Raw genomic sequence first — 25,756 nt, forward strand, 5'->3', positions numbered from 1 at the left:
CATGTCGCAGTTGTCGATGACCAGTGAACAGCGCGAGAAGTTCCTCGCCGACGTGCACGTGGGGGTGATCGCCGTCGACCGCGACGGGCGGGCACCGCTCGCCGTGCCCATCTGGTACGGCTACGAACCCGGCGGCCACGTGTACGTCTGGACCGGTCGCGGGTCGATGAAAGAGCGGCTGATCCGCGCCGCCGGCCGCTTCAGCCTCGTCGCCCAGGACGAGAAGCCGCCGTACCGGTATGTCAGCGTCGAAGGTCCGGCGGAGTTCGACGAATCACCCACCGCCGACGTCGTCCGCGGACTCGCCGCCCGCTACCTCCCCGCCGAGGAGGTCGACAGTTTCGTGGAGGAGGCGTACGACGAGAGCGCGATCGTCATCCGCATGCGGCCGGAGCACTGGCTGAGCGTCGACTACGGCAAAGGCGCGTAGCGCCCGTGCGCGGTTAGCGAGTCCCTGGACTCGTTAACCGCGCACGGGCGATTCGGTTCACGCTGATTCTGACGATGGCGGCGTGGGCCGATGTGCGGAAGCGTTGAAGGGCAGTTGTTCCGCCTCGACAGGAGCGCCCTTCATGACCGAACTTCTCGACCTGAGCACCGACGTCCTCGTCATCGGCGGCGGCCCCGCCGGAACGTGGGCCGCGCTGCGCGCACGGCAATCCGGGGCGGACGTCGTCCTCGTCGACAAGGGGTACTGCGGAACCAGCGGCGCCACCGCGCCTTCGGGCACCGGCGTCTGGTACGTCGACCCCGACCCGTCCGCGCGGGCGAAGGCCAAGGCCAGCCGCGAAACGCTCGGCGGCCATCTCGCCGACCACCACTGGATGGACCGCGTCCTCGACCAGACGTACGCGAACATGGATCTCCTCGCCGAGGAGGGCCGGTACCCGTTCCCCGTCGACCCCGACACCGGCAGGCAGATCCGCTCCGGACTCCAAGGGCCCGAATACATGCGACGGATGCGGGCGTGGGTCAAGAAGGCGGGTGTCCGGATTCTCGACCACTCGCCGGCCCTCGAACTGCTCGTCGACACCGACGGCCAGGTGCGCGGTGCGGCGGGCTACCAGCGCCAGGACGACCGCGACTACCGGATCACCGCGGGCGCCGTCGTGATCGCGAGCGGCGGTTGCGCGTTCCTGTCCCGCGCACTGGGCACCAACGTCGACACCGGCGACGGCGCGCTGATGGCCGCCGAGGTGGGCGCCACGTTCTCCGGCATGGAATTCTCCAACGCGTACGCGATCGTCCCCGCCAACTCCACCATCACCAAGACCGCCTACTACGGCTACGCCACGTTCTTCCACGCCGACGGACGCGTCCTCGAGGGCGCCGGCTCCACCAAGGGGCGTTCGGTGATCGCGAAAACGTTGCTGTCCGAGCCGGTGTTCGCCCAACTGGATCGCGCCGACGACGACGTGCAGCGCCAGATGCGGCTCGGTCAGCCCAACTTCTTCCTGCAGTTCGACCGTCGCGGCATCAACCCGTTCACCGACCGCTTCGAGGTCAGCATGCTCGCCGAGGGGACGGTGCGCGGGACCGGCGGCATCGAGGTGGTCGACGACACCTGCGCCACGTCCGTCCCCGGCCTGTTCGCCGCCGGCGACGCCGCCACCCGCGAACGCATCTGCGGCGGCTTCACCGGCGGCGGCAGCCACAACTCGGCGTGGGCGATGTCGTCCGGCACCTGGGCCGGCACCGGGGCCGCGCGGTTCGCGCGAGCCGAACGTCGGGTGCGGGCGGGCGAACTGCGTCCCGCCGGGCGGGCCGGGCTGCGTCCGGCGCAACGGTCGGGGCTGGAGGCGTCCGCTGTCGTCGCGGCCGCGCAGGCGGAACTCATCCCGTACGAGAAGAACTACCTGCGCGACGGTGTGCGGGTGCAGGGTGCGCTCGACGAGTTGGAGTCGTTGTGGACGGCGTTGTCGCTGGGCCTCGGCGGCGACTCCGGCGACGAGCGGGTCCGTGCCCGTCAGGCCGCGGCGATCACCGCGGTGGGCCGGTGGATGTACCACTCGACGCTAGCGCGGACGGAAACCCGCGGAATGAGCAAGCGCGCCGACTACCCCGACCTCGACCCCGCGCAGCACCACCATGTGCTCACCGGTGGGCTGGACGACGTGTGGACTGCGACCGCTGCGACGCACAGCGGGCTGTTGCGGGTGGCCTCGTGATCGAGGTGCTGCTGGCCGAGGCGTGCATCGGCTGCGACAAGTGCGTCGACGCGTGCCCCACCAACGTCTTCGACCGCACCGACACCGGGATCCCCGTGATCGCCCGGCAATCGGACTGCCAGACGTGCTTTATGTGCGAGGCGTACTGCCCGGTCGACGCGCTCTACGTGGACCCGCAGTCCACGCCGCTCGCCGACGGGCAGGACATCCCGGCGGACCACATCGGCCGGTACCGCGAGAAGCTCGGCTGGGGGAAGGGGCGTGCCGCAGGCTCACTCACGGCTGTCGGGCCGTCCCTGCCGCACGGTGCGCCGCCGCCCAGGCTCCGCCCGTGAGTGCGTAGCGAGTCCAGGGACTCGTCAAGCACTCACGGGCGGCGGAGCCGCTAGATTGGAGGTACCGGAACAGTCGTCACCTGGTGCAGGGGTGCGGATGCAGAACTCGAAGTCGACACCGATGACCGTGCCCGGGCTGCGGGTGTACCGGCCCGAATCGCCCGCCGCGCGGATGGCGCTCGTCGGCGCGACTGTCGTGGTCGGTCTCGTGCTCATATGGATGGCCGGGCGGTCGGGTCCCGTCCGCACGTGGATGGTGGCGATCGGAATCGCCGTCCTGCTGGTGGCCCGTGGACTGCACCTGCGGCGGCCCGTCACCGTGACGCATTCGGTGGCGGCGGTACTGATCGTGGCGGCCGCGGATGTCGCGTACACGAGCGCACATTCGACTCCGGGGTTCCTCCTGCTGGTGGCCACCGGACCCGTCCTGATGCTGCCGGTGCGCAGTGCGCCGCAGCCCGAGGACCGTGCCCGCGTGTCCGCCCTGATCCAGCAGACCACGGACGACCCGTTGTCGCCGTTCGCCCTCAATTCGGCGAAGTCGTACTACTTCACCGCGTCGGGCACCGCGGCGATCGCCTACCGGGCGCGGTCCGGAATAGCGGTCGTCTCCGGCGATCCCATCGGCAACTCATTCGAATTCGGCGCGCTCCTCGACGAGTTCTCCGAGTTCGCGGCCGAACGCGGTTGGCGCGTCGCCGTGCTCGGCGCAGGGGAACGCGTCGCCCGGCTGTGGGAGATCGGCGGCGACACCCGAAAGCCGTTGAAGGCGGTCCCCATCGGCCGCGACGTGGTGATCGACGTCGGACACTTCACCCTGCACGGCAGGAAATTCCGCAACCTCCGACAGGCCGTGCAGCGCACCCACAATGCCGGGATCATTACCGAGATCGTCCCCGAAGCCGCGCTCGACGAACCGACGCGGCGGGAACTGACGGACATCGTCGACGACGCCCGCGCGGGGCATCAGCGCCGCGGATTCGCGATGATCCTCGACCACCTGCTGGACGGCACGCTCCCCGGTGTTCTCCTCGTCGTCGCCCGCGACTCCGCCGGACGCGCCGTGGCCTTTCAGCGTTACGGCACCGCCGATGCCGCCCGCGAACTGAGCCTCGACGTTCCGTGGCGCGCCGAGGATGCACCGAACGGCACCGACGAACGCATGACCGTCGACGTCATCCGCCACGCCGAGCAGACCGGTGCGCGATACGTCTCGCTGTCGTTCGCGGCGTTCCCCGAACTCCTCGACCCCGGCGCACCCGGTGCGGGCGCCCGGCTCTTCCGCCGTGTCCTCCACCTCGGCGACGTCCTGATCTCGCTCGAGTCGCTGTACCGCTACCTCGGTAAGTTCCATTCCACGGGGAACCGGCGATTCGTGCTCCTGCGTTTCCGCTACCTGCTGCCCGCCGCGTTCGCGTGCCTGACGTTCGAGTTCGTGCCGCACCGGGAGCGGGGCTGAGGCGAGGTCAGAAGTCGAAATTCTTCTCGTTCGTCGCGGTGAGCGCGTCGACGACGGCCGCGAGATCGGTCTTGGAGACGTCCGGGGTCGCCTCCTTCGGCGTCGGTCGCGTCGCCTTCTCCGGTGGGGTCTGCTTCTTGCCGGGCCGTTCGTCCGTCATCTGTGCACCTTCGCGATATGCCGAGCCGGGCAGGTTTACTGACCAGTACACCGTCGGGCGTCTGCCTCCGCAACTCGACGGGGTCCTGATGTGACGCGGTCCACGTCGAGCCAGCTATCTGTCAGTTACACCGCTGGACCGGACTGCGGCGACAGGTGCTCGTGGACGGCGATCCAGCCCGAATCGTCGCGACGCCGGAACAGGATCGTCTCCCGCTCGTCGAGCTCGACGGTCCCCGTCGAATCCCGCACAGTGGTGCCGACCCGGTGCGTCAGCACCGCGACATCCGGGGCCGGGAACGTGACGCACTGCTCGCTGGAACGGCACGCCAGGACGCGGAACCCGTCCGACTCCCACTCGGTCCACAGGTCGCGGTAGGCCTCGCGGCTCGGCAGCGGCACCGGGTGGGTGTAGAAGACGAACGTCGCGTCCGGGCTGAACGCCTCGAAGTAGGCGGCCGTGTCGTGCTCGCCGAATGCCCGGATCAGCGCGTCGATCGCGTGCTGGACGTCAGCCGTCGTCGCGTCAGCCATGAGCGGGGGTCTCCTCGCCTGCCAGGGCGGCTTCGCTGTCCTCGATGAACCGTTCCTCGGTGTCCAGGTCCAGCGACCGGGACAGCACCCAGTACACGATCCCGGACACGGCGAGTCCGACCGCGAACGCGACGTCGACCTCACCGAGGGCCGCGGCGATCGGTCCGACGTAGAACGGCAGCACCATGAACGGCACGGACGCGACGATGCCGGCGAAGAAGGCCGTCATACCCCGCCACGACCACATTCCGTACAGCCCGTCCGGTGTGAACAGGTCGGTGATGGCGTAGTGCCCGCGCCGCACGAAGTAGAAGTCGGTGAGATTGACGGCGGTCCAGGGCACGAGGAGGTACAGCATGATCAGCAGTGTCGTGTTCAGGACGGTCGTCGAATCGGTGAACAGCAGACTCAGCACCAGCCAGACCGCGGCCAGCGCGAGCACGGTCACCACCCGGATCCGGCGGGACGGGGTGACCTTCCGGAAGGAGTCGATGCCGGTGATCACGGTCAGCATGCCGCTGTACGCGTTCAGGCCCATGGTCGCCACCAGCACGAGCGTCGCGACGAGTGCGAGCACGCTGCCGAGGAACGGGACCACCGAGTTCCCGGCGTCGTGGATGCCGGCGAGCGCATCCGTGGCTCCCAGCCGGGTGGCCATCCACGCGCCCACCGGGATCAGCCACACCGGCGACGCGGAGGCGCCGAGGAACACGGCCGACACGATGGCCGACGTCCGCGTGTTGCGCGGCAGGTACCGCGAGTAGTCCGACACGTACGGCGCGTAGGTGATGTTGTAGGAGGCCGCGACACTGAACTGGGCGATGAACGCCAGCAGGGTGAACCCGCCCGTCGCGGCGCCCGCGTCGCTGCCGCCGGCGTGCCCGAACACGACACCCCACGTGAGGATCGCCCACAGCGGCAGCGACAGCCAGAACAGCACACGGAACGACAGGTGCAGCAGATCGTGGCCGTAGATCGCGAGCAGCGTCGCGACCGCGGTGATGACGACGGCGATGATTGCCGCGTTCCACCCGAAGATGCTGTGCAGACCCGCCTTGATGATGACGACGTCCACGACGTTGAACCCGACGTACGTGAACAACGTCCCGATGAGTGCGAGGACGACACCGCGATAGCCGAACTGCGCACGGGACTGCACCATCTGCGGGAGTCCGAGCACCGGTCCCTGCGACGCGTGGAACGCCATGAACAACGTTCCGAAGAAGATGCCGAGAATGCCCGCCACGACTGTCCAGCCCAACGACAGGCCGAGGGCGGGGCCGACGAAACCGATGGCCACCGTGAAGGGCTGGAAGTTTCCGACGAACCAGAAGGGGCCCTGGTCGCGGACCTTCCCGTGACGTTCGTCCTCGGGGACGTAGTCGATCGACCGGGTCTCGATGGTGCCACCGAGGGTCGCGGCGGTGTCGCCGGAGTGATCTGTCACTGAAACTCCTAGAAGGTGCTGTGGCTCTGATCACTACTCTGCGCACTGCGCCGCTCCGGCACCAGAGGCGAGATGTACAGTTCGTCTATTACGGTTGGGCAATTAGTACAAGAGGTCACCGGTGATCACCGTTCAGGACGTCCTGTCCGCCCCCACGCTGCGGCTCACATCGATGAGCGGGACGGCGGGGGTGGACAACCCCATCACCGCAGCGCACGTGTCCGAACTGACGCGTCCGCGGGACTGGCTCCAGGGCGGGGAGTTGCTGATGACCGTCGGCCTCATGCTTCCCACCACCGAAGCCGGGTGCCGCGACTACGTGCGGGACTGTGTCGCGGGCGGGGTCGCCGCACTGTGCCTCGGTCTGGGGCACGGGCTGCCCTACCAGGCACCCCCGGAGCCGCTCGTCGCGGCCGCGCGTGAATTCGGCGTCCCGCTGCTCATCGCCCCCGACTCGGTGCCGTTCATCGCCATCACCAAGTGGATCTTCTCCCGGATAGCCGAGGAGGAGAAGCGTGCCCTCGAGGACGCGATCGAGCTCAGCTATCAGCTCACCGCGGTCGCGGCCGGACCGTCGCCGCTGAGCGGACTGCTCGACACGTGGCGTTCCGTCAGCGGCTCACTGTGCGCGGTGCTGGACGCGTCGGGTGGGGTCGTCCAGCTCTCCGACGGCGTCGATGAAGCGTTCCTGCAGGACGCCCAGGACCAGGTGGGTCGCTACACCACCCGCGCGAAGGGCTGGACGGCGTTCGGCGGCGCCGGTCGGCGGGAACTCGAACTGCACCCCGTCCGAATCGAGAACCCGCTCGCGTTCGTCGTGCTCGAGCGGTCGGCGGACAGCGCGCTGCGGCATGCGTCCAATGTGCTCGTCTCGCTGCTGTCGCTCGAACTCGAACGCCGTCACGTGGCAGGCGAACCCGAGCGGCAGCGGCGGGCGGCGGCGCTGGCACAGCTGCTCAGGCCCGGACTTCGGAGGGAGCGCGCCCATCAGATCGCCGCCGGCATCGGGCTGCCCCGCGACCCCCTGCAGATCGCCGTGGTGCGCTCCACCCCCGATTCGGTGGCCGACCTGACCGCCCGGATCGGGTCGGCCCTTCCGGATTCCGTCCTGAGACAGCGCAACTCGGACATCGAGATCGCGCACCCCGAATCCGCCGGGCTCGCCGACCTGCTGTCGGGTGTCGCGGAGGGATGCGCGATCGGGATCGGCGCGCTGGTTCCCGTGGACGCGCTGGCCGTGTCGGCGATGCAGGCGCGATCCCTCGTCGCCGTCAGTGCCCGACTCGGCCGCGCCGTCGACGCCAAGGAAGGGGAGACGGTCCAGTTGCTGCTGCGCCTCGGCTCGGCCGACGTGCTCAGCGGCTTCTCGACCGCCGTCCTCGCACCCCTCGATCAGCTCGAGCCGCGCGAACGCGTCGAACTCCAGCGAACGCTCGAGGAATGGCTGCGAGCCAACGGGGCATGGGACCCCGCGGCGGCCGCCCTCTCCGTGCACCGCAACACCGTCCGGAACCGGATCGACAAGATCGCGGCACTGACCGGGCGGAACCTCGACCAGGCCGACGACCGCATGGAGTTGTGGCTGGCGCTCAAGGCCAGGGCAGTGACACCGTCGACGGACGAACCCGACTGACGGTCACGCCCGGACCAGGATCTTCACCGCCGTGTCGTTGTGCTCGATCAATGTCGTGAGGCCCTCGGACACCAGGTTGTCGAGTTCGATCCGGCCGGTGATGAACGGGGCCAGGTCGATCACGCCGGTGCGCACCATCTCGATCACCGCCTCGTGATCACGGACGTAAGCGATGGTGCCGCGCAGGTCGATCTCCTTGAGGACGAGCTTCTGCATGTCCACCGTCGCGGGCTTGCCCCAGATCGACACGTTCACCACCACGGCTGCGGGACGGACGGCGTCGAGGATCGTGTCCAGGACGGCGTCGACCCCGGCGCACTCGAACCCGAGATCGGCGCCGACACCGCCGGTCAGCTCGAGCACCCGGGCCTTCACGTCTTCCGACGACGGGTCGATGACGTGATGCGCGACCCCACTGGACAGCGCCTTCTGCTTGCGGGCGTCACTGAGTTCCGTGACGATCGTGGTGACACCCAGACCCTTCAGGACCGCGGCCACCAGGAGTCCGATCGGCCCCGCACCGCCGACCAGCGCGACGTCGCCGGCCTTCGCCCCGCTGCGGACGACCGCATGATGCGCGACGCTGAGCGGTTCGATCAGGGCCGCCTCGTCGAGCGGGATGTCGCCGATCTTGTGCACCCAGCGGCGGTCGACCACCACCTTCTCGCTGAGTCCGCCTCCGCCACCGGCCAATCCGATGAAACCCATCTTCGTACACAGGTGATAGTTGCCTGCCTTGCAGGACGCGCACTCGTTGCACACGAAGTACGGCTCCACCACCACGTTGTCGCCGACGGCGACATCGGTGACGCCCTCGCCGACCTCCTCCACCGTGCCGGAGAACTCGTGGCCCATCGTCACCGGCGCGTTCTCGTGCGACAGCGGATGCGGATGTCCCGGCGGGGAGATGAAAATCGGGCCTTCCAGGTACTCGTGCAGATCGGTGCCGCAGATGCCGCACCACGCGACCCGGAGTTTCACCGCGCCCGGCCGCAATTCCGGCTCCGGGATGTCGTCGATCCGGATGTCGCGTCGGCCGTGGAAGCGTGCTGCCCTCATGAATCCGCCCTCACTACGTTGTGAACGTGCTGATTCGGGGAACGGTACGGTCGCGCGGCCGGGGGCGGGAAGAGTTGCAGTGTGTTGCAATTCGATGGCGCCGGTGTGACGTTCACCGGCGGATAGCTGGTTTGGCCGGATCTGCGGGTACCTTCGAAGGGAAAGACTGGTTCGATCTGGGGGAGTGAGGCATGGCACGCATACGCACGGCGGCTGAAGCTGAAATCAATGCCGCCGAGCAGATGCAGAAGCTCGGTTACGGCGACGCCACAGCGCTGCTCGGGGGCGCGGACGGCGGCATCGACGTCTACTCGTCACGCGCGTACGCGCAGGTGAAGTGGCGTGGCGGCAGTGCAGGCAAGTCGGACCTCGCGAACCTATACGGCACCCGCGGAACCAGCCACGCCCGGAAACTCCTGTATTTCTCCGGCCCCGGATACACCGACGAGGCCGTCGACTACGCGGACGCGGTGGGTATCGCCCTGTTCCGGTGCGAGCCCGACGGCGAAACCCCGCCGGTCGGCGCCCATGCCCCGAAACTGGTGGCCGCCGCGCGTAACTCGACGGTTGCGGTGGCCCCGTCCCCGCCGCCGCCACCCGAGCCCGAATCGCCGGCGCGCATCGTCGCCCGCAACGCATGGGCGATGGTCGCAGGCTTCTTCGGCGCCCACTGGCGACTCCTCGGCGCCGTCGTCTGCACGATTGTCCTCATGATCGCCCCCTTCGGCGAAGGGAACGTCGGGCTGCGCGTGTTCGCGACGATCCTCGCCGTCGTCGGCGCGCCGGTGTTCTGGCTCCTCTACGTCCAGCACCGGCACGCGAAGGACCGATAGTTCGGCCCCGTAACGATCTCGCTCGTCCCGACGACAGCCAGCGTGACTGTCGACATTCGAGTGGAATCGCGGAGATGAAAATGGGCTTGATGAACGGCCTCATGGGAATGCGGGAAAGATCGACCCGGCGGCTGCGCACGCGGAGTACTCGCGACTCCTCGGAAACGGTGAGCAGATCCACGCTGCGTATCTGCTGGTTCGCGACGCTTTCCTGTTCACCAACCGACGACTCATCCTCGTCGACAAGCAGGGATTCACCGGCAAGAAGATCGAATACCACAGCGTGCTCTACAAATCGATCACCCATTTCGCGGTGGAGACCGCCGGAAACTTCGATCTCGACGCCGAATTGAAGATCTGGATCTCCAGCAATCCGGTGCCGCTGCAGAAGCAGTTCTCGAAGTCCGTGGACATTTATGAGGTGCAGGCGATCTTGTCGCATTTCGTCGCCGTGTAGCGGCAGCAAGCCTCCGATACGAGAAACCACCGTCGGTACGTACTGACGGTGGTTTCCTCGTTGCGGTTCGGAGTGGGCGAATCTCAGTTCGCAGTCGGCAGCGACTTCAGCGACGTGACGGTGGCGACGCAGGCGCGAGCGGCCTCGGCGCCCTTCTTCACGAAGTGGTCGTGGAAGTAGTTCAGGTGCTCGTCGTGCTCGTGGAAGTGGTGCGGCGTCAGCACAACCGAGAACACCGGCACGTCCGTGTCGAGTTGCACGCGCATGAGGCCGTCGATCACCGCGGTCGCGACGAACTCGTGCCGGTAGATGCCACCGTCCACGACGAGTGCGGCGGCGACGACGGCGTCGTAACGCCCGGTGAGGGCGAGGCGGCGTGCGTGCAGCGGGATCTCGAACGCGCCCGGCACCTCGAAGAAGTCCAGTTCGTCCTTCGAATACCCCAGCGTGTTCACCTCGTCGGTGAAACCCTCGCGTGCGCGGTCGACGATGTTGCGGTGCCACGTGGCCTGGATGAACGCGATCCGTCCCTGACTCTCACTCATGGTCTGAAACTACTGCACCGGTGCTACCGCTGTGAACGGGGCAGTGCCGTGGACCGGCCCCACCCGGAGTCGTCGGTGAGGTGCTCGAGCAGCGGCTGAATCCGGTACGGCAGCGGGCTGGTCAGCGCGATGGTGGTGGTCGAGTGCGTGATTCCGGGCAGGTTCGCGATCTTCTCGAGCAACTTCTGCAGCTCCGCGTGCGTGGACGTGGCCACCCGCACCAGCAGATCTTCGCGGCCGGTGGTCGCGTGGATCTCGATGACCTCCGGCAGGTCGACGAGGCGATTGCCGACGGCGGTGAGCTTGCCCTGTTCGAGTTCGAGCCCGACGAACGCCTGGATGGGAATCCCGACCTCGGCGAGGTCGAGGTTGGGGCGGAAACCGGTGAGCAGTCCGCTGGTCTCCATGCGCTTCATCCGGGACTGGACGGTGTTGCGGGCGACGCCCAGCGAGTTGGCGAGTTCGGCCACGCTCATGCGTGAGTCCTTGCCGAGCAGTCCGAGCAACTGCACGTCGAGCTTGTCGATGCTGAGCACTTTGGGTACCTCCGGGAAGTGACGACCGTCACCTGTTGCGTGAACTGATCAGTTGATGCGATTTGCGTTGACCAAATCTTAGACCAGATACAGGATCAAGCTCACGAAATGCTCAACGCGACGGATCGGGAATCGCAGATGACTCAGCTAGACGACGCTCGCACCAGTGCAGCATCCTTTGATCTCGCCGACCGATACCGGGCCGACTCGGGCCCGGTGTTGATGACCGGTGTCCAGGCCATCGCCCGCCAGCTGGTGGAGCAGCACGAACGCGACCGCCGCGCGGGGCTGAACGTCGCGACGTTCGTCTCCGGCTACCAGGGCAGCCCCCTCGCCGGCCTCGACCGCACCATCGCCGCCATCCCCACGTTGAGCACCGACCACGACGTGAAGTTCGTGCCCGGCATGAACGAGGAACTCGCCGCGACGTCCGTCTGGGGCAGCCAGGTCGACCTCCCGCAGGGCGAGCGCACCCACGACGGCGTCGTCGGCGTCTGGTACGGCAAGGGCCCCGGTCTCGACCGCGCCAGCGACTCCATCCGGCACGCCGCCATGTACGGCGCCAATGCCCGCGGCGGCGTCCTCGTCCTCGTGGGCGACGACCCCAACGCCAAGTCCTCCACCATCCCCTGCGCCAGTGAGCGGTCCATGGCCGCGATGGGCATGCCCGTGTTCTTCCCGCGCAACGCCGAGGAGGTCATCACGTTCGGCCTCTACGGTGTGGCGCTGTCGCGGATCTCCGGATGCTGGTCGGGCATGAAGATCGTCGCCGACGTGGCCGACGGCCTCTGGACCCTCGACCGCGACTTCGCGGACCTCGACATCGTGCTCCCCGAGATCGAGTGGAACGGCAAGCCGTGGTCGTACCGGCAGCGTGTGCTCGCGTCCCCGCCCGACAGCGTCTACGCCGAGGCCGACCTGTACGGGCCGCGCTGGGCGATGGTCGAGGCGTTCAACGCCGCCAACGAGATCGACAAGATCGAGGTGAACCCGCGCAGCGCGTGGCTGGGCATCGCCGCCGTCGGCACCGCCTACGACTCGCTGCGCCAGGCCCTGCTCGACCTCGGGCTCGGCGACTCCCAGCTCGAGGACGCCGGCATCCGCATCCTCCGCGTCGGTATGCCCTACCCGCTGGGCGCCGACAAGGTTCGCGAACTCGCCGACGGCGTCGAACAGGTCCTCGTCGTCGAGGAGAAGATGCCGTTCGTCGAGTCGCAGCTCAAGGACATCCTCTACGGCGGCGCCAGCGCACCCGCCGTGCTGGGGAAGAAGAACGCGCAGGGCAAGAACCTGATCCCCGTCGACGGTGAACTGACCGCCGCCCGGCTCACCGGACCGCTGCGCCGCGTCCTCAAGGACCGGGTCGCGCTGACGCCGGCCCCGCCGCCGCGCCTCGAGCTGACCGTCCTCCCGACGTCGCGCACCCCGTACTTCTGCTCCGGCTGCCCGCACAACCGCTCCACTGCGGTGCCCGAGGGATCGATCGCGGGCGGCGGCATCGGCTGCCACACCCTGGTCACGATGTCCGGCCGCACCGACAGCGCCGTCACCATGCTCACCCAGATGGGCGGCGAGGGCGCGCAGTGGATCGGGCAGGCCCCGTTCAGCGACGTCAAGCACATGTTCCAGAACGTCGGAGACGGCACCTACTTCCACTCCGGCCAGCTCGCCGTCCAGGCGTGCGTCGCCGCCGGCGTCAACATCACGTACAAGGTGCTCTACAACTCCGCCGTCGCGATGACCGGCGCGCAGGACGCCGAGGCCGGGCTGACCGTGCCGCAGCTGACCCACAAGCTGGCGTCCGAGGGCGTCAAGCAGATCATCGTCTGCGCCGAGGACCCCAAGCGGCACAAGGGCGCCCACTTCGCCGCCAACACGCTGCTGTGGGACCGGACCCGGCTCGACGAGGCGCAGCGCGTCCTCCGCGACATCGAGGGCGTCACCGTGCTGATCTTCGACCAGCAGTGCGCCGCCGAGGCCCGCCGCAAGCGCAAGCGCGGCAAGCTGCCCGCTCGCCGCACCCGCGTCGTCATCAACGAGGCCGTCTGCGAAGGCTGCGGCGACTGCGGCGTCAAGTCCAACTGCCTGTCCGTGCAGCCCGTCGACACCGAATTCGGCCGCAAGACCAAGATCGACCAGACCAGCTGCAACACCGACTACTCCTGCCTCGAGGGCGACTGCCCGTCGTTCGTGACGGTCGAGCTGCCCGAGGAAGGCGCACCGAAGACGTTGCGCGAGATCCCGGCTCCGCCGGAGGTCGGCGACCCCGATCCGGCCGTGTGGACGGGAACGCACAACCTGTTCATGGCCGGTGTCGGTGGTACCGGCATCGTCACCGTCAACCAGGTGCTCGGCATGGCCGCCCTGCGCGCCGGGCTGCACGTCGAGGGACTCGACCAGACCGGTCTCAGTCAGAAGGCCGGACCCGTCACGTCGCACCTGCGGCTCAGCGATCAGAAGACGCGTTCGGGGAGCTCGGCGCCGTCCAACCGGATCAGCCCCGCGACCGCCGACTGCGTCCTCGCATTCGACCTGCTGACGGCGGCCGACGCCAAGTACGCCGGCTTCGGCAGCTCCGAGCGCACCATCACCGTCGCGTCGACCAGCCAGACCCCGACGGGCGACATGGTCTACGACCCCGCCGTCCGCTACCCGGACGAGGACAAGCTGCTCGAGCGTCTCGACGTCTCGGCCCGCGAACTGACCGCGATCGACGGGCTCGCCGCCGCCACCGCACTGTTCGGCAGCACCGCCGCCGCCAACTTCCTGCTGGTCGGCGCCGCCTACCAGGCCGGTGGACTGCCCGTCCCCGCCCGGTTCATCGAGGAAGCCCTCGAGATCAACGGCGTGGCCGTCGAGTCCAACAAGGCCGCGTTCCACTGGGGACGCGTCGCCGTCGCCGACCGGGCGGCCTTCCTCGCCGCCACCAGCTCGGCCGCCGTGCCGCAGCGCAGCGACACCGTCGTCCCGGCGCACCTGTTCGCCGGATCCACCCTGGACGGTACGACGCTCGAGCTCACCGAACGCCGCGCCGCGAACCTCGTTGCCTTCCAGGGCGACCGCGTCGCCGCCCGCTACATCGCCCTGGTGCAGCAGGCATGGGACGCGGAGCGTGAGCTGGGCAGCCGGACCGAGTTCAGCGAGGCCGTCGCCGCCGGCCTGCACAAGCTCACCGCCTACAAGGACGAGTACGAAGTGGCCCGGATGCTCACCGACCAGGCGTTCCTCGACGCCGCCGCCGGCGAGGTCCCCGGCGCGGGCAAGCTCACCTACAAGCTGCACCCGCCCGTCCTCAAGGCCATGGGCCGCAAGACCAAGATCGGATTCGGACCCCGCTCGCACGTGGCGCTCAAGACTCTCGCCAAGGCGAAGTTCCTGCGCGGCACCGCGTTCGACCCGTTCGGCTACGCCAAGGTCCGGCGTCTCGAGCGTCAGCTGCTCGCGCACTACGAGACCACGGTGGCCGGGCTCCTCGCGGACCTCTCCGCCGACACCTACGACACCGCAACGCTGATCGCCGCGACTCCCGACCTCGTCCGGGGCTACGAGGACGTGAAGCTGCGCAACGTCACCGTCTACCTCCAGCGTCTCGCCGAACTCGGCGTCGACACCTCCACCATCACGATTGCCACCACTCCGGAAAGGTCCTGAGAAGACATGACTCTCACCGCGGAACGTCACGACACCGCACTGCCCGACAACGCTGGAGTGTTCGAGCGCACCGATTTCCCCACCGACACCGCCCACGAGCAGGTGACGTTCTTCCAGGACCCCGCCACCGGACTCAAGGCGATCGTCGCGATCCACGACACGACCCTCGGACCGGCCCTCGGCGGCACCCGCTTCTACCCGTACGCCGACGAGGCCGCCGCCCTCAAGGACGTGCTGCGCCTGTCGCGGGGCATGACCTACAAGTCGGCGATCGCCGGAGTCGACCTCGGCGGCGGCAAGGCCGTCATCATCGGCGACCCGGCCACCGGAAAGTCGGAGGCGCTGCTCGAGGCGTACGCCCGGTTCGTCCAGACGCTCGGCGGCCGGTACATCACCGCCGGTGACGTGGGCACCAACTCCGACGACCTCGACGTGATGGGCCGCGCCACCGACTTCGTCGTCGGACGCAACACGTCCGCCGGCGGGTCCGGCGACAGCGCCCCGATGACCGCGCTCGGCGTATTCCAGGGCATGCGCGCCGCCGCCCAGGCCAACTGGGGCACCGCGAGCCTCGCCGGCCGCACCGTCGGCGTCGAGGGCACAGGCAAGGTCGGGTACCAGCTGATCAAGCTGCTGCTCGCCGACGGCGCATCGGTGGTCGCCACCGACGTCAACGCCGCCGCACTCGACCGGGTGGCCCGCGACTTCCCCGAGGTCAAGATCGCGTCCAGCGTCATCGACCAGGAACTCGACGTCTACGCACCCTGCGCGATGGGCGCCACGCTCACCGACGAGTCCGTCGCCGCGATCACCGCCCAGGTGATCTGCGGGGCCGCGAACAACCAGCTCGCCCACCCCGCGGTCGAGCACGACCTCGGCGAACGCGGCATCACCTGGGTTCCCGACTACGTCGCCAACGGCGGCGGACTCATCCAGGTCGCCGGTGAGCGGCTCGGCACGTCCGCCGACGACGTCCGCGCGCAGGTCGAGAAGATCTTCGCCACCGTCGTGCAGATCCTCGACGTCGCGAAGCGGGACGGCATCCTCGCCGGCGCCGCGGCCGACGCTGTCGCCGAGGCCCGCATCGCAGCAGCCAGGTAGGCGGCTCCGCCGCCCGTGAGTGGTTGACGAGTCTCTGCACTCGTTAACCACTCACGGGCGCGAAGCGCCTAGGCCGTCAGCCGCCGGTGCAGCTCCCAGGCGTTGCGCTCGACGCGGTTGGATTCGAGCATCCCGTCGGCCCGGACGTTCCACACCGCGGTGCCCGTCAGATGAATGGGTTGCCCGTCGGGTTCGGTGCCCATGAATCCGCGATTGCGGCCGGTCATTTCCCACAGCGACGCGACGCGGGAACCGTCCTCGTTCTGGAACGTTTCGACGGGGATGAACTCCAGATCCTCTACGGTCGACTGAAACTTCAGCACCCATTCCCTGAAGGCGTCACGGCCGCGGATCGCCTCTCCACCGGTGACGATGACGAAATCGTCGACGACGAGTTCGTCGATCGCGTGAGGCTCCTGGGGTGACTGCCACACCCGGGCCCAGAAATTCTCGACTGCGTGAACTCCGTGTTGTACAGACATGGTTTCCTTGCCTCTCGCTAACTTGGTATTTCCAAGTTAGCACGGATATGGCGAGGTCGCGCGCTCGTTTTCATGAGTGTGCGGTGGGCGGTGCGGCTAACCCTGCGACTCGCCCGCCGGCGTTCCCCGTTGCACATGCACGGCCGATGCCGGAACACGTCGACCGTCGTCGGTGACGAAAGCGAGGGACACGGCCTCGCCGGTGGTCTCGTCGGTGTACTCGGGGGAGGTGCTACCTGGACGCGGCAGATGGTCGCGACCGAACTGGCCCAGTGCACCGATCACGACATGCAGCTGCTTGCCCTTCTCGGTCAGCACATACTCCAGACGTTCCCGCGACCCTTCCTGGCGGTAGGCGCGGCGTTCGAGGATTCCTTCGTCGACGAGCATCGCCAACCGTGCGGTGAGCACGTCGGACGCCACCCCGAGACTGCGGGTGAACTCGGAGAATCGGCTGTGGCCCCAGAAGGCGTCGCGGATGATGAGCAGCGTCCACTTGTCGCCCAGGAGTTCGAGGGTGCGCGCGATGGAGCAACGGGCAGGGGTTGCCGGCAACGGGCTCATGCGACGAGGATAGTCCTCACTGGCTTGGTGCGTCCAAGCCAGCGGCTCCGCCGCCCGTGCGCGGCGAACGAGTGCAGAGACTCGCTAACCGCGCACGGGCGCGAAGCGCCTCACGCCCGCATCCCCGTGACGACCGCGTCGAGGAACTCGTCCGCGATCTCCTCGGGTGTCTCGGCGCCCGCGGGGGTGATCCAAAGGTAGCTGTAGTTGAACATGCCCAGCAGGCCCTTGACCATCAGCCGCGGGAGGGTACGGAACTGTCCGTCGCGGATGCCCTGCTCCAGCGCGTTCCGCCAATGGGACTCGTAGCGTTCACGTTCGGCGATGATGCGATCCCGACGCTCGTCCGTCAGGGCGTGGTACTCGCGGAAGAAGACCGTCCACTCCGCACGGTGTTCGGCGATGTTCCGCATGAGCGCCCGTGCGAGGCCGCGCAGCCGCTTCTCCGGATCCGCCTCGGACAGCGCGAGTTCGTCGGCGACCGTGTTCATCTGCGCGAGTTGCCGGCTGCTGATCTCGTAGAGAATCGCCTCCTTGCTGCCGATGTAGTGGTACAGCGCGCCCCGGCCCAGCCCGGTGGCCTCACCGATCTCGGCGACCCCGGTGCCGTGGTAGCCCGACTTCGCGAACAATTCGGCGGCCACCTGCAGGACTCGGTCCCGGTTGGCGTCGTACTTGTCGCTCATCGAAGGGCCCCTTTGTCTCCCGGCGGTCGAAGATGTGAGTCTAGACGGCCGGGATCACGGGTTCGGCGCGGCCAGCCCGGTGATCAGGGCGTCGAGAAACCCGTCGGCGATCTCCTCGGGGGTGCGGGACCCGTCGGCGGTGAGCCAGAGGTAGCTGTAGTTGAACATGCCCAGCACACCCTTGATCATCAACGGCGGCAACAGTGTGAACACCCCCTCCCGGACACCCTGGTCGAACGCGTGCCGCCAATGCGATTCGTACCGTTCGCGTGCCGCGACGACCCTCGCACGCCGATCGCCGGTCAGGGCGTGGTACTCGCGGAAGAACACCGTCCACTCCGCGCGGTGTTCGGCGACGTTGCGGAGCAGGGCCCGAGCGAGACCGCGGAGGCGGCGCTCCGGATCCGGTTCGGTGAGGGCGAGCTCGTCGGCCACGTCGTTCATCTGCGCGAGTTGCCGGCTGCTGATCGCGAACAGGACCTCCTCCTTGCTGCCGATGTAGTGGTAGAGCGCCCCGCGGCCGAGCCCCACCGCCGTGCCCAGGTCGGCGATCCCGGTGCCGTGGTAGCCCGACCGCGCGAACAGCTCGGCGGACACGCGCAGAATTTCGGCGCGGTTGAGCTCGTATTTGGTGCTCATCGAATCACCGTTCGACGTGCACGATCAGGGCCTGCCCCTGGCCGCCGCCACCGCACAGCGCCGCTGCGCCGACGCCACCGCCGCGGCGTCGCAGTTCGAGCGCGAGGTGCAGGACGATCCGTGCCCCCGAGACGCCGATCGGGTGGCCGAGCGCGATCGCGCCGCCGTTGACGTTCACCCGGTCAGCGTCGAGACCGAGGCGTTCGGACGAGACGAGTGTGACCGCGGCGAACGCCTCGTTGATCTCGACGAGATCGAGGTCGCGCGGCGCGATCCCCTCGCGTCGGCACGCGGCCTGGATGGCGTTCGACGGCTGCTCGTGCAGACCCGAATCGGGCCCCGCGACCACGGCGGGCGATCCGATCTCGGCCAGCCACGACAGTCCGAGCCGGACGGCCGTCGACTTCCGCGTGACCACGACGGCACAGGCCCCGTCGGAGATCGGTGACGAGTTGCCCGCCGTCAGCGAGCCGCCGGCGGCGAAAGCCGGAGGCAGACCGGCGAGGTCCACTGCCGAGGTGTCGGCCCGGATGCCCTCGTCGTGGCTCACGTCGGTCGACTCACCCCGACCGGACGTGACCGGAACGGGAACGATCTCGGCCGCGAAGACACCGTCCTTGCGCGCGCGTGCGGCCGCACGGTGCGAGCGTGCGGCCCACTCGTCCTGGGCCTGCCGGGTGATCCCGTACTCGGGATTCCTCGACTCGGTCAGCGCCCCCATCGACGACCCGGTGAACGCGTCCTGGAGCCCGTCGAACGCGAGGTGGTCGATCAGAACCGTGTCGCCGTACTTGTGCCCGCGACGACTGTTCCTCAGGAGGTGCGGCGCAGCGCTCATCGATTCCTGACCGCCGGCGACCACGATGTCGGCGTCGCCGGCGACGATCATCTGGTGCGCCAGCGTTATCGCGTCGATTCCGGAGAGGCACATCCGGTTGATGTTCAGTGCCGGTGTCGTCATGGGGATTCCGGCGGCCGCCGCCGCGACACGCGCCGGCAGTTGGCCGCTGCCTGCCGTGAGCACCTGGCCCATGACGACGTGGTCGACGGCGTGTGCGTCGACGCCGGCGGATTGCAGCGCACCACCGATCGCGTGGCTACCCAGTTCCTGGGCGCTCAGGCTCGACAGCGATCCCATGAAGCGTCCGAACGGGGTTCGTGCCCCCGCGACGAGGACGGTGGGGTCGTGGTCCGTCATTGTTCGTCTCCTTCGAGAGCGTGGTGCCGCCCTGCGCCCGTTCCCGGCCGCAGGGCGGCTGATGTCAGTTGTTGCGCGACGTCTCGAAGGCGTCGGAGAACGCGTACCCGTCGAGCAGACGTCCCGCGGTGACCAGGTACTGGATCGTCGGTGTCCCCTCCTCGAGCCAATTGAGGCGGGCGTCGCGGTAGAGGCGCTCGATCGGGTGCGCGCGCGTGTATCCGATTCCGCCGTGAATGAGCAGTGCCCGGTCGGTCACCCGGCCGACGGCCTCGAGACCGAACAGCTTGCACATGCTGGCCTCGGCTGGAATCCGTTCGCCCGCATCCCACTTCTGTGCAGCGTCGGCCAGGATCCCGCGCAGGGCATAGACGTCGGTAGCCATCTCTGCCAGGTAGCGCTGGATGGCCTGCCGTGTGCCGATCGGCTTGCCGAACGTGACACGGCTCTTCGCGTGGGCGATCGACAGTTCGAGGGCGCGCTCGGACGTGCCGAGCGAACTCGCGGCGATGAACACGCGGCTGATCTCCAGTGCGCGTTCGAGGTGCTCGTTTCCCTGTCCTTCGGCGCCGACGAGGGCGGTGGCGGGAACGCGGACGGAATCGAGGGTGACGCGTCCGTGCTCGGTGCCCTTGCACCCCATCGTCTCGGGAAGCGCTGCGATCGAGAGACCCGCGGTCTCGCGGGGGACGAGGAACGCGGAGACGTCCGTGGCGGTCGTCTTCGCGAAGACGATGAAGTGAGAGGCGATGTCCGAGTTGGTGATCAACCACTTCTCGCCGTTCAGAACGTAGTCGTCGCCGTCGCGCACGGCGGTCGACCCGAGGTCCGCGCCCGTCCCGAAACCCGGCTCCGTCAACGCGAACGCGACCGAGTTCCGGCCCGTGGCCGTGCCCGGCAGCACGTCCGCCTTCTGCCGGTCGCTGCCGATCTCGGAGAGCGCGTGGGCGAAGGAGTTGTGCACGTGGACGATGACCCGGAGCCCGCCCTGGACCTTCGCGAACTCGGCGATGATCGGTAGGTACTGGGCGATCGAGAGGCCGCTGCCGCCGTACTCGCGGGGGACGAGCAGACCGAGTGCGCCGATCCGCTCGAGGATGGGCATGACGATGTCGTGTGGAACCTGCTCGTCGTCCTCGATCCGTTGTTCGAGCGGATCGAGTTCGGACCAGATCGCCTCGAAAATGCGGTCCCGGAGCGTCAGGTACTCCGACTCCGGAAGTCCGACCGAATGCGTGAGTGTCGCGGTCATGGTGTTGATTCCCTTCGTTGTTGGTCGTTGCGGTCGTGGTGTGTCACAGCGCCCAGCCACCGTCGACAGTGAGGACGGAGCCTGTGCAGAATGTGGCGTCTTCGCTGAGAAAGACTGCGGCCTTCGCGATTTCGTCGACGGTGCCGAATCGGCCGAGGACGGTTTCTCGTTCGATGCGCCTGCGTGCGGAGTCGGGCACCGCGTCGGTCATGTCGGTGGTGACGAAGCCGGGGGCCAGCACGTTGACCCGGATGCCGTCACGCGCGACCTCCTTGGCGAGCGACCGACCGAAGCCGATCATCGCGGACTTCGCACCCGCGTACGCGGTGTCGCCGGGGTGACCGATCAGGCCGACGACCGACGACACCAGCACGATGCTGGGTGACCTGCCGTGCGCGAGGTGGGGCAGGGCGGCCCGGGCGAGGGCGACGGTGCCTCGGAGGTTCGTCTCTATCACGCTCCACCAGGCGTCCGGATCCGTCTCGACGAGCCGCCCGCCCGACCACTGGCCCGCGTTCAGGACGAGCGAATCGAGGTGTCCCCAGTGGGTGACGACGCGTTCCACCGCGGTGGGCGCCGTGGTGTCGTCGTGCAGGTCGAAGCGGATCGGGAGCACCTGTTCGGGGGCGTCTGCGGCGAGTTTCTCGGCGTCGTCACGTCCGGTTCGGTACGTGCATCCCACTCGGCAGCCGCGCTGCGTCAGGGCTGTGGTGACGGCGGCCCCGATGCCGCGGGAGCCGCCGGAGACCAGCGCGACGCGGGTGTCGTCGTGATCGTTCTCGTTCATGAACGGAAAATGTACTGATCGATCCAATAATAGTCCAGGATCTTCGCGAATATCTCGTTGAACTGTGAATATGCTCGTTTATTAAGCGAGGTCCGAACATGGATCGATCGGTACAAGACGTCTTGCGTTCGACGTCCGGGATGTGCTAGACCTGTGACCGTGGCCACACGGGGTGACGGCGCGGACGATGTCCGATCGGCGAATCCCGGACGAGGCCCGACGGCCCGCTCACAACCGCGGTGGCACCGGATCGACACACGGCAACCGCACCGCCCCACATCAGCAGCGATGGGAGATTCGATATGAGAGTCATCGACGACCTGGAGGTCACGCGGGTCAAACCCCGGAAGGTTGCCTTCGCGTCCTTCGTCGGAACGGCGATCGAGTGGTACGACTTCTTCATCTTCGGGACCGCGGCCGCCCTGGTATTCGGCAAGGCGTTCTTCCCGTCGTTGAGTCCGCTGTCGGGAACGCTGGCAGCGTTCGCGACATTCGGTGTCGCGTTCGTGTCGCGTCCCGCAGGCGCGATCGTCTTCGGGCACTTCGGAGACCGGATCGGCCGCAAGAAGATGCTGGTGTTCTCCCTGGTGCTGATGGGTTCGTCGACGGTCGCGATCGGACTCATCCCCACCTACGGAGCGATCGGTCTCGCGGCGCCCGTGCTGCTCGTCCTCGCGCGCCTGGCACAGGGCTTCGCGGTCGGCGGAGAATGGGGCGGCGCGGTACTGATGGCCGTCGAACACGCACCGCGCGAGAAGCGGGCGTTCTACGGCAGCTGGCCGCAGGCCGGCGTTCCTGCCGGACTCGTACTCGCGACGCTCGCGTTCCTCCTGGTCGAGCAGCTTCCGGAGGATCAGGTGCAGGCATGGGGATGGCGGCTGCCGTTCCTGGCCAGCGCCGGGCTGGTCGCGGTCGGAATGTACGTGCGACTGAAGGTCGTCGAATCGCCGGAGTTCGAGAACGTCAAGCGCAACAAGAAGATTGCCGACTTCCCGATCCTCGCGGTCCTGCGGGGCGAGAAGCGCGCGCTGGGCGTCGGGATTCTCACCCAGGCCGCCTCCCTCGTGCCGTTCTACCTTGTCACCGTCTTCGTCCTGTCGTACGGTCCGAAGGAACTCGGAATCTCGCGGCAGACGATTCTGTTGAGCATCCTCGTCGCGTGTGTCCTCGACATCCTGTCCGTGCCCTACGCGTCGATGATCGCGGACCGGATCGGAGCACGGAAGATGTTGATCTACGGGTCCCTCTACATGGCGGCGATCGCGTACCCGTTCTTCTGGTTGCTGTCGACCGGCGCGGGTGTCGCCGTCCTGCTGGCGATGATTCTGATCATCACCATCGGTCACGCCGTCACCTATTCCGCGGTGGCCGGATACGTCACCGGTCTGTTCCCGGCCGAAGTCCGGTACACCGGCGCGTCCGTCGCCTATCAGTTCGGTGGTGTCGTCTTCAGCGCTCCCGCACCGTTCATCGCGGTGGCGATCGCTGCCGAGACGGACGGGTCGTGGGCCCTGGCCGCGTACATCGCCGCGGCGTGCGCCATCACCGTGCTGGTCCTGACCCTGACGAAAACTGCAAAGGTGAATCACTGATGCCTCTCGACAGACTCGCCACGTCCGCACTCGCCGGCGCCTGGCAGGACATCGAATCCCTGCTGGACCGAGACCCGTTCGGTGGCGACTTCAACACCGCCCACGAAATCTGCACCCGCTATGCGACCGACCCGAACCGGGTGGCGCTCACCGTCCGGCACGAGGACGGCTCGGCCGACCGCTGGACGTACCGCGAACTCGACAGGCTCGCGGCCAAGGCGGCACGGGTGTTCGCCTGCGCGGGGCTGAAGCGGGGAGATCGCGTCGGCGGACTGCTCTCGCGGCAGGTCGAGAGTTGGATCACCGCACTGGCGGTGTGGCGCTCCGGGCTGGTGTACGTGCCCTTGTTCGGCGGGTTCGCCCCGGACGCGATCGGCCTGCGCCTCGACGCGGCGGGAGTCCGCGCGATCGTGGTCGATCAGCGGTACCGACCGTCGCTCGCGGAGGCGCAGGCGACCCACGGACTCGATCCGGCCGTGTTCGTCGTCGGCGACGTCGCGGCCGGCACGGGCGACCGGTCCTTCTGGACGGAGGTCGAGCGGGCCGACGCCGACGGCCCGCTCGCGACCACGGCACTCGGGGACACCGCCACCCTGCTGTTCACCAGCGGAACATCCGGAACACCGAAGGCGTGCACCATGACCCACGCCACTTTCGTCTCCGTCCTGCCCTACGCGAAGAGTGTTCTCGGGGCGACCCGCGACAGCGTCGTCTTCTCGACGTCGGATCCGGCGTGGGCATTCGGGCTGTACAGCACCGGTGCCGCCGTCATGGCACTGGGCGTGCCGCGCGTCATGTACTCCGGGAAGTTCGTCCCCGAGGCCTGGCATCGCGTCATCCGGGAAGAGAAGGCCACGATCCTCACCACCGCGCCGGCCGCGTTGCGGCGACTCACGGCGACCTTCGCGCAGGACGGGGTGCCGCCGACGCTCCGGACCGTTGCCGCTGCCGGCGAACCACTGACCGCCGCGGTCGCGGCGGCCTGGGCCGGCACCGGTGCGCCCGCCGTGCGCAACGGGTACGGACTGTCCGAGGTCGGCATGCTGCTGGGCGACACCCAGGGCACCGAAACGCGGTCCGGTCCGGGCTGGATGTCCGCCACGATTCCGGGTTTCGACACCTTCCTCGCGGACCGAGACGGTCAACCGGTGGCCGAGGGCCAACCGGGCCTGATCGCGGTACGGCGGCCCCGGCACCAGATGTCCAGCGGGTACGAGAACGCCCCCGATCTGTGGGCCGACCGCTGGCGCGGCGACGTGTTCCTCACCGAGGACCGGGCTGTCACGGACCCTGACGGACGGTGGCAGATACTCGGCCGGGACGACGACATGATCATCGCGTCGGGCCACAACATCAGTCCGGTCGAGGTCGAGAACGCGCTGTTGCAGCACCCGGCGGTCGCCGACGCCGCGGCAGTCGCGTACGACGATCCGATCCGCGGCGGAGTGGTCCGGGTTGTCGTCGTCCGCGCGGACACCCGGGCCGACGACAGCGACCTCGTCACGCAACTGAAACACCTTGTCGCGCAGCGGGTCGGACCCTATGCGGCACCCAAAGTCGTCGACTTCCGTCCCGAACTCCCGCGTACCGAAGTCGGCAAGTTGCGCCGGGCGGCCGTCCGCGAACTCCCGACCACATCAACAGGGGCAACCGCATGCGCGCAATGAGGGTCACCGCGCTCGACGGTCCCCGGGCGCTCGCCCCGGTCGAGGTCGACGAGCCCGTCGCGGACGAATTCGCGATCCTGGTCGAGGTTCACGCGGTAGGGGTGTCGTTCCCGGATCTTCTCCTCACCCAGGGCCTGTACCAGTACAAGCCGGAACTTCCCTTCGTCCCCGGCGGCGAGGTCGCCGGGATCGTGCGGTCAGCGCCGGACGGCAGCGGATATTCCCCCGGGGACCGGGTCGTCGGATTGACCGGTGTGGGGGGCGCGATGGCCGACGTCGTCGCACTGCCGCCGGAGACGACTTTTCCACTTCCCGACTTGATTTCGATGTCCGCGGGCGCCGCACTGCTGTTCAACTACCTCACCGTGCATTTCGCGCTGGTTCGTCGTGGACGCCTCGAGGAGGGTGAGTCGGTACTCGTCCAGGGCGCGGCGGGAGGCATCGGCACCGCCGCGATCACACTGGCACCTCACCTCGGTGCGTCGCGGACCATCGCGGTCGTCAGTAGTGAGGAGAAGGCGGAATACGTGCGGGGTCTCGGCGCCTCCGATGTCGTGGCCACCGGGAATTGGCGGGACGAGGTCCTCGCGATCACCGACGGCCGCGGTGTGGATGTCGTGGTCGACCCGGTCGGGGGCGATCGCTTCACCGACAGCGTCCGATCCCTGGCGACGAGCGGGAGGATTCTCGTGATGGGTTTCACCGGCCGGGGCATCCCCACGGTGAAGGTGAACCGACTGCTCCTGAAGAACGCGTCCGCAGTGGGAGTCGCGTGGGGCTCGTGGTGGGCCGAGGACCCCGGACGATTGTCCGCGCAGTGGAGCGAATTGTTCCCACTTCTGTCGTCGGGCGCGTTGATGATTCCGGAGCCGACGCGGTACCCGTTCGATGCGGCAGCCGAGGCCCTGCTCGATCTCGAACACCGCCGAACCGTCGGGAAAAGTGTTCTCACCCTCCGGTGAGGCGGCTCCG

25 protein-coding genes are annotated in these 25,756 nt (G+C 68.2%); 12 read left to right on the forward strand and 13 right to left on the reverse strand.

Annotated features, from left to right (window positions below; translation table 11 throughout):
* The first annotated feature begins 1 nt into the window (after position 1).
* The 4 genes from WKC72_RS14735 to WKC72_RS14750 all read left to right on the forward strand — a co-directional run bounded on the left by WKC72_RS14735 (position 2) and on the right by WKC72_RS14750 (position 3,962).
* Positions 2–430, forward strand: a complete 429-nt coding sequence (locus WKC72_RS14735; RefSeq protein WP_370183115.1) for a pyridoxamine 5'-phosphate oxidase family protein — start codon at positions 2–4, stop codon at positions 428–430.
* 142 nt (positions 431–572) lie between these two features.
* A complete protein-coding gene (locus tag WKC72_RS14740; protein ID WP_370183116.1) occupies positions 573–2,168 on the forward strand; it encodes an FAD-dependent oxidoreductase in 1,596 nt (531 codons plus the stop codon).
* A complete protein-coding gene (locus tag WKC72_RS14745; RefSeq protein WP_370183117.1) occupies positions 2,165–2,503 on the forward strand; it encodes a 4Fe-4S dicluster domain-containing protein in 339 nt (112 codons plus the stop codon). Before WKC72_RS14740 ends, WKC72_RS14745 begins: the two co-directional genes overlap by 4 nt.
* Before the next feature lie 97 nt (positions 2,504–2,600).
* Positions 2,601–3,962 (forward strand): bifunctional lysylphosphatidylglycerol flippase/synthetase MprF, encoded by a 1,362-nt coding sequence (locus WKC72_RS14750; protein WP_370183118.1) that lies wholly within the window; start codon positions 2,601–2,603, stop codon positions 3,960–3,962.
* A 7-nt stretch (positions 3,963–3,969) separates the two neighbouring features.
* Here the strand turns inward: WKC72_RS14750 and WKC72_RS14755 are convergent, their stop codons facing one another.
* The 3 genes from WKC72_RS14755 to WKC72_RS14765 all read right to left on the reverse strand — a co-directional run bounded on the left by WKC72_RS14755 (position 3,970) and on the right by WKC72_RS14765 (position 6,102).
* Complete coding sequence (locus WKC72_RS14755) at positions 3,970–4,122, reverse strand: hypothetical protein (protein WP_167344011.1); 153 nt, start codon at positions 4,120–4,122, stop codon at positions 3,970–3,972.
* Between the two features lie 125 nt (positions 4,123–4,247).
* Entirely contained in the window at positions 4,248–4,655 is a 408-nt protein-coding gene (locus WKC72_RS14760) for a nuclear transport factor 2 family protein (protein ID WP_370183121.1), read from the reverse strand.
* Positions 4,648–6,102: a cytosine permease gene (locus WKC72_RS14765; protein ID WP_370183122.1), complete on the reverse strand. Its 1,455-nt coding sequence runs from the start codon at positions 6,100–6,102 to the stop codon at positions 4,648–4,650. The genes WKC72_RS14760 and WKC72_RS14765 overlap by 8 nt, the downstream gene beginning before the upstream one ends.
* A gap of 121 nt (positions 6,103–6,223) precedes the next feature.
* On the opposite strand from WKC72_RS14765, the gene WKC72_RS14770 reads away from it, so the two are divergent.
* Complete coding sequence (locus WKC72_RS14770) at positions 6,224–7,735, forward strand: PucR family transcriptional regulator (protein ID WP_037226944.1); 1,512 nt, start codon at positions 6,224–6,226, stop codon at positions 7,733–7,735.
* Positions 7,736–7,738: 3 nt separating this feature from the next.
* Here WKC72_RS14770 and WKC72_RS14775 read toward each other — a convergent pair whose 3' ends face one another.
* Entirely contained in the window at positions 7,739–8,794 is a 1,056-nt protein-coding gene (locus WKC72_RS14775; RefSeq protein ID WP_268789910.1) for a 2,3-butanediol dehydrogenase, read from the reverse strand.
* Between the two features lie 191 nt (positions 8,795–8,985).
* On the opposite strand from WKC72_RS14775, the gene WKC72_RS14780 reads away from it, so the two are divergent.
* Both WKC72_RS14780 and WKC72_RS14785 read left to right on the forward strand, forming a co-directional pair.
* Positions 8,986–9,627, forward strand: a complete 642-nt coding sequence (locus tag WKC72_RS14780) for a restriction endonuclease (protein WP_037226948.1) — start codon at positions 8,986–8,988, stop codon at positions 9,625–9,627.
* 46 nt (positions 9,628–9,673) lie between these two features.
* Positions 9,674–10,084, forward strand: a complete 411-nt coding sequence (locus tag WKC72_RS14785; protein ID WP_370184367.1) for a PH domain-containing protein — start codon at positions 9,674–9,676, stop codon at positions 10,082–10,084.
* 83 nt (positions 10,085–10,167) lie between these two features.
* Here WKC72_RS14785 and WKC72_RS14790 read toward each other — a convergent pair whose 3' ends face one another.
* On the reverse strand, positions 10,168–10,629 hold the full coding sequence (locus WKC72_RS14790) for a 6,7-dimethyl-8-ribityllumazine synthase (protein WP_005252720.1): 462 nt from the start codon (positions 10,627–10,629) through the stop codon (positions 10,168–10,170).
* A gap of 23 nt (positions 10,630–10,652) precedes the next feature.
* Complete coding sequence (locus WKC72_RS14795; RefSeq protein WP_005252722.1) at positions 10,653–11,165, reverse strand: Lrp/AsnC family transcriptional regulator; 513 nt, start codon at positions 11,163–11,165, stop codon at positions 10,653–10,655.
* 138 nt (positions 11,166–11,303) lie between these two features.
* On the opposite strand from WKC72_RS14795, the gene WKC72_RS14800 reads away from it, so the two are divergent.
* Together WKC72_RS14800 and WKC72_RS14805 are read left to right on the forward strand one after the other, a co-directional pair.
* Positions 11,304–14,816 (forward strand): indolepyruvate ferredoxin oxidoreductase family protein, encoded by a 3,513-nt coding sequence (locus tag WKC72_RS14800; protein ID WP_370183126.1) that lies wholly within the window; start codon positions 11,304–11,306, stop codon positions 14,814–14,816.
* Positions 14,817–14,822: 6 nt separating this feature from the next.
* A complete protein-coding gene (locus WKC72_RS14805) occupies positions 14,823–15,917 on the forward strand; it encodes a Glu/Leu/Phe/Val dehydrogenase (protein ID WP_370183128.1) in 1,095 nt (364 codons plus the stop codon).
* Between the two features lie 68 nt (positions 15,918–15,985).
* Here WKC72_RS14805 and WKC72_RS14810 read toward each other — a convergent pair whose 3' ends face one another.
* From WKC72_RS14810 to WKC72_RS14840, 7 genes are all read right to left on the reverse strand, one after another.
* Entirely contained in the window at positions 15,986–16,399 is a 414-nt protein-coding gene (locus tag WKC72_RS14810; protein WP_037226956.1) for an ester cyclase, read from the reverse strand.
* 96 nt (positions 16,400–16,495) lie between these two features.
* A complete protein-coding gene (locus WKC72_RS14815) occupies positions 16,496–16,963 on the reverse strand; it encodes a helix-turn-helix domain-containing protein (RefSeq protein ID WP_037226959.1) in 468 nt (155 codons plus the stop codon).
* 110 nt (positions 16,964–17,073) lie between these two features.
* Positions 17,074–17,649, reverse strand: coding sequence for a TetR/AcrR family transcriptional regulator (locus WKC72_RS14820; RefSeq protein ID WP_037226962.1), 576 nt, complete (start codon positions 17,647–17,649; stop codon positions 17,074–17,076).
* Between the two features lie 54 nt (positions 17,650–17,703).
* Complete coding sequence (locus WKC72_RS14825; RefSeq protein ID WP_128641756.1) at positions 17,704–18,288, reverse strand: TetR/AcrR family transcriptional regulator; 585 nt, start codon at positions 18,286–18,288, stop codon at positions 17,704–17,706.
* A gap of 4 nt (positions 18,289–18,292) precedes the next feature.
* On the reverse strand, positions 18,293–19,486 hold the full coding sequence (locus tag WKC72_RS14830) for an acetyl-CoA C-acetyltransferase (RefSeq protein WP_370183130.1): 1,194 nt from the start codon (positions 19,484–19,486) through the stop codon (positions 18,293–18,295).
* Positions 19,487–19,550: 64 nt separating this feature from the next.
* On the reverse strand, positions 19,551–20,738 hold the full coding sequence (locus WKC72_RS14835) for an acyl-CoA dehydrogenase family protein (RefSeq protein WP_128641758.1): 1,188 nt from the start codon (positions 20,736–20,738) through the stop codon (positions 19,551–19,553).
* Positions 20,739–20,781: 43 nt separating this feature from the next.
* Entirely contained in the window at positions 20,782–21,525 is a 744-nt protein-coding gene (locus WKC72_RS14840; protein WP_037226970.1) for an SDR family NAD(P)-dependent oxidoreductase, read from the reverse strand.
* 302 nt (positions 21,526–21,827) lie between these two features.
* Here WKC72_RS14840 and WKC72_RS14845 point away from each other — a divergent pair, with 302 nt between their 5' ends.
* The 3 genes from WKC72_RS14845 to WKC72_RS14855 are packed head-to-tail and all read left to right on the forward strand — an operon-like array spanning position 21,828 to position 25,746.
* Positions 21,828–23,117 (forward strand): MFS transporter, encoded by a 1,290-nt coding sequence (locus tag WKC72_RS14845; protein ID WP_037226973.1) that lies wholly within the window; start codon positions 21,828–21,830, stop codon positions 23,115–23,117.
* Positions 23,117–24,784 carry an AMP-binding protein gene (locus WKC72_RS14850; RefSeq protein ID WP_370183131.1) on the forward strand — a complete coding sequence of 556 codons (1,668 nt, stop codon included), beginning with the start codon at positions 23,117–23,119 and terminating at the stop codon, positions 24,782–24,784. The genes WKC72_RS14845 and WKC72_RS14850 overlap by 1 nt, the downstream gene beginning before the upstream one ends.
* Positions 24,772–25,746, forward strand: coding sequence for an NADPH:quinone oxidoreductase family protein (locus tag WKC72_RS14855; RefSeq protein WP_370183133.1), 975 nt, complete (start codon positions 24,772–24,774; stop codon positions 25,744–25,746). Before WKC72_RS14850 ends, WKC72_RS14855 begins: the two co-directional genes overlap by 13 nt.
* Positions 25,747–25,756 lie beyond the last annotated feature (10 nt).

Origin of the sequence: Rhodococcus wratislaviensis (assembly GCF_041228765.1) — a bacterium.
GTDB lineage: Bacteria > Actinomycetota > Actinomycetes > Mycobacteriales > Mycobacteriaceae > Rhodococcus_F > Rhodococcus_F wratislaviensis.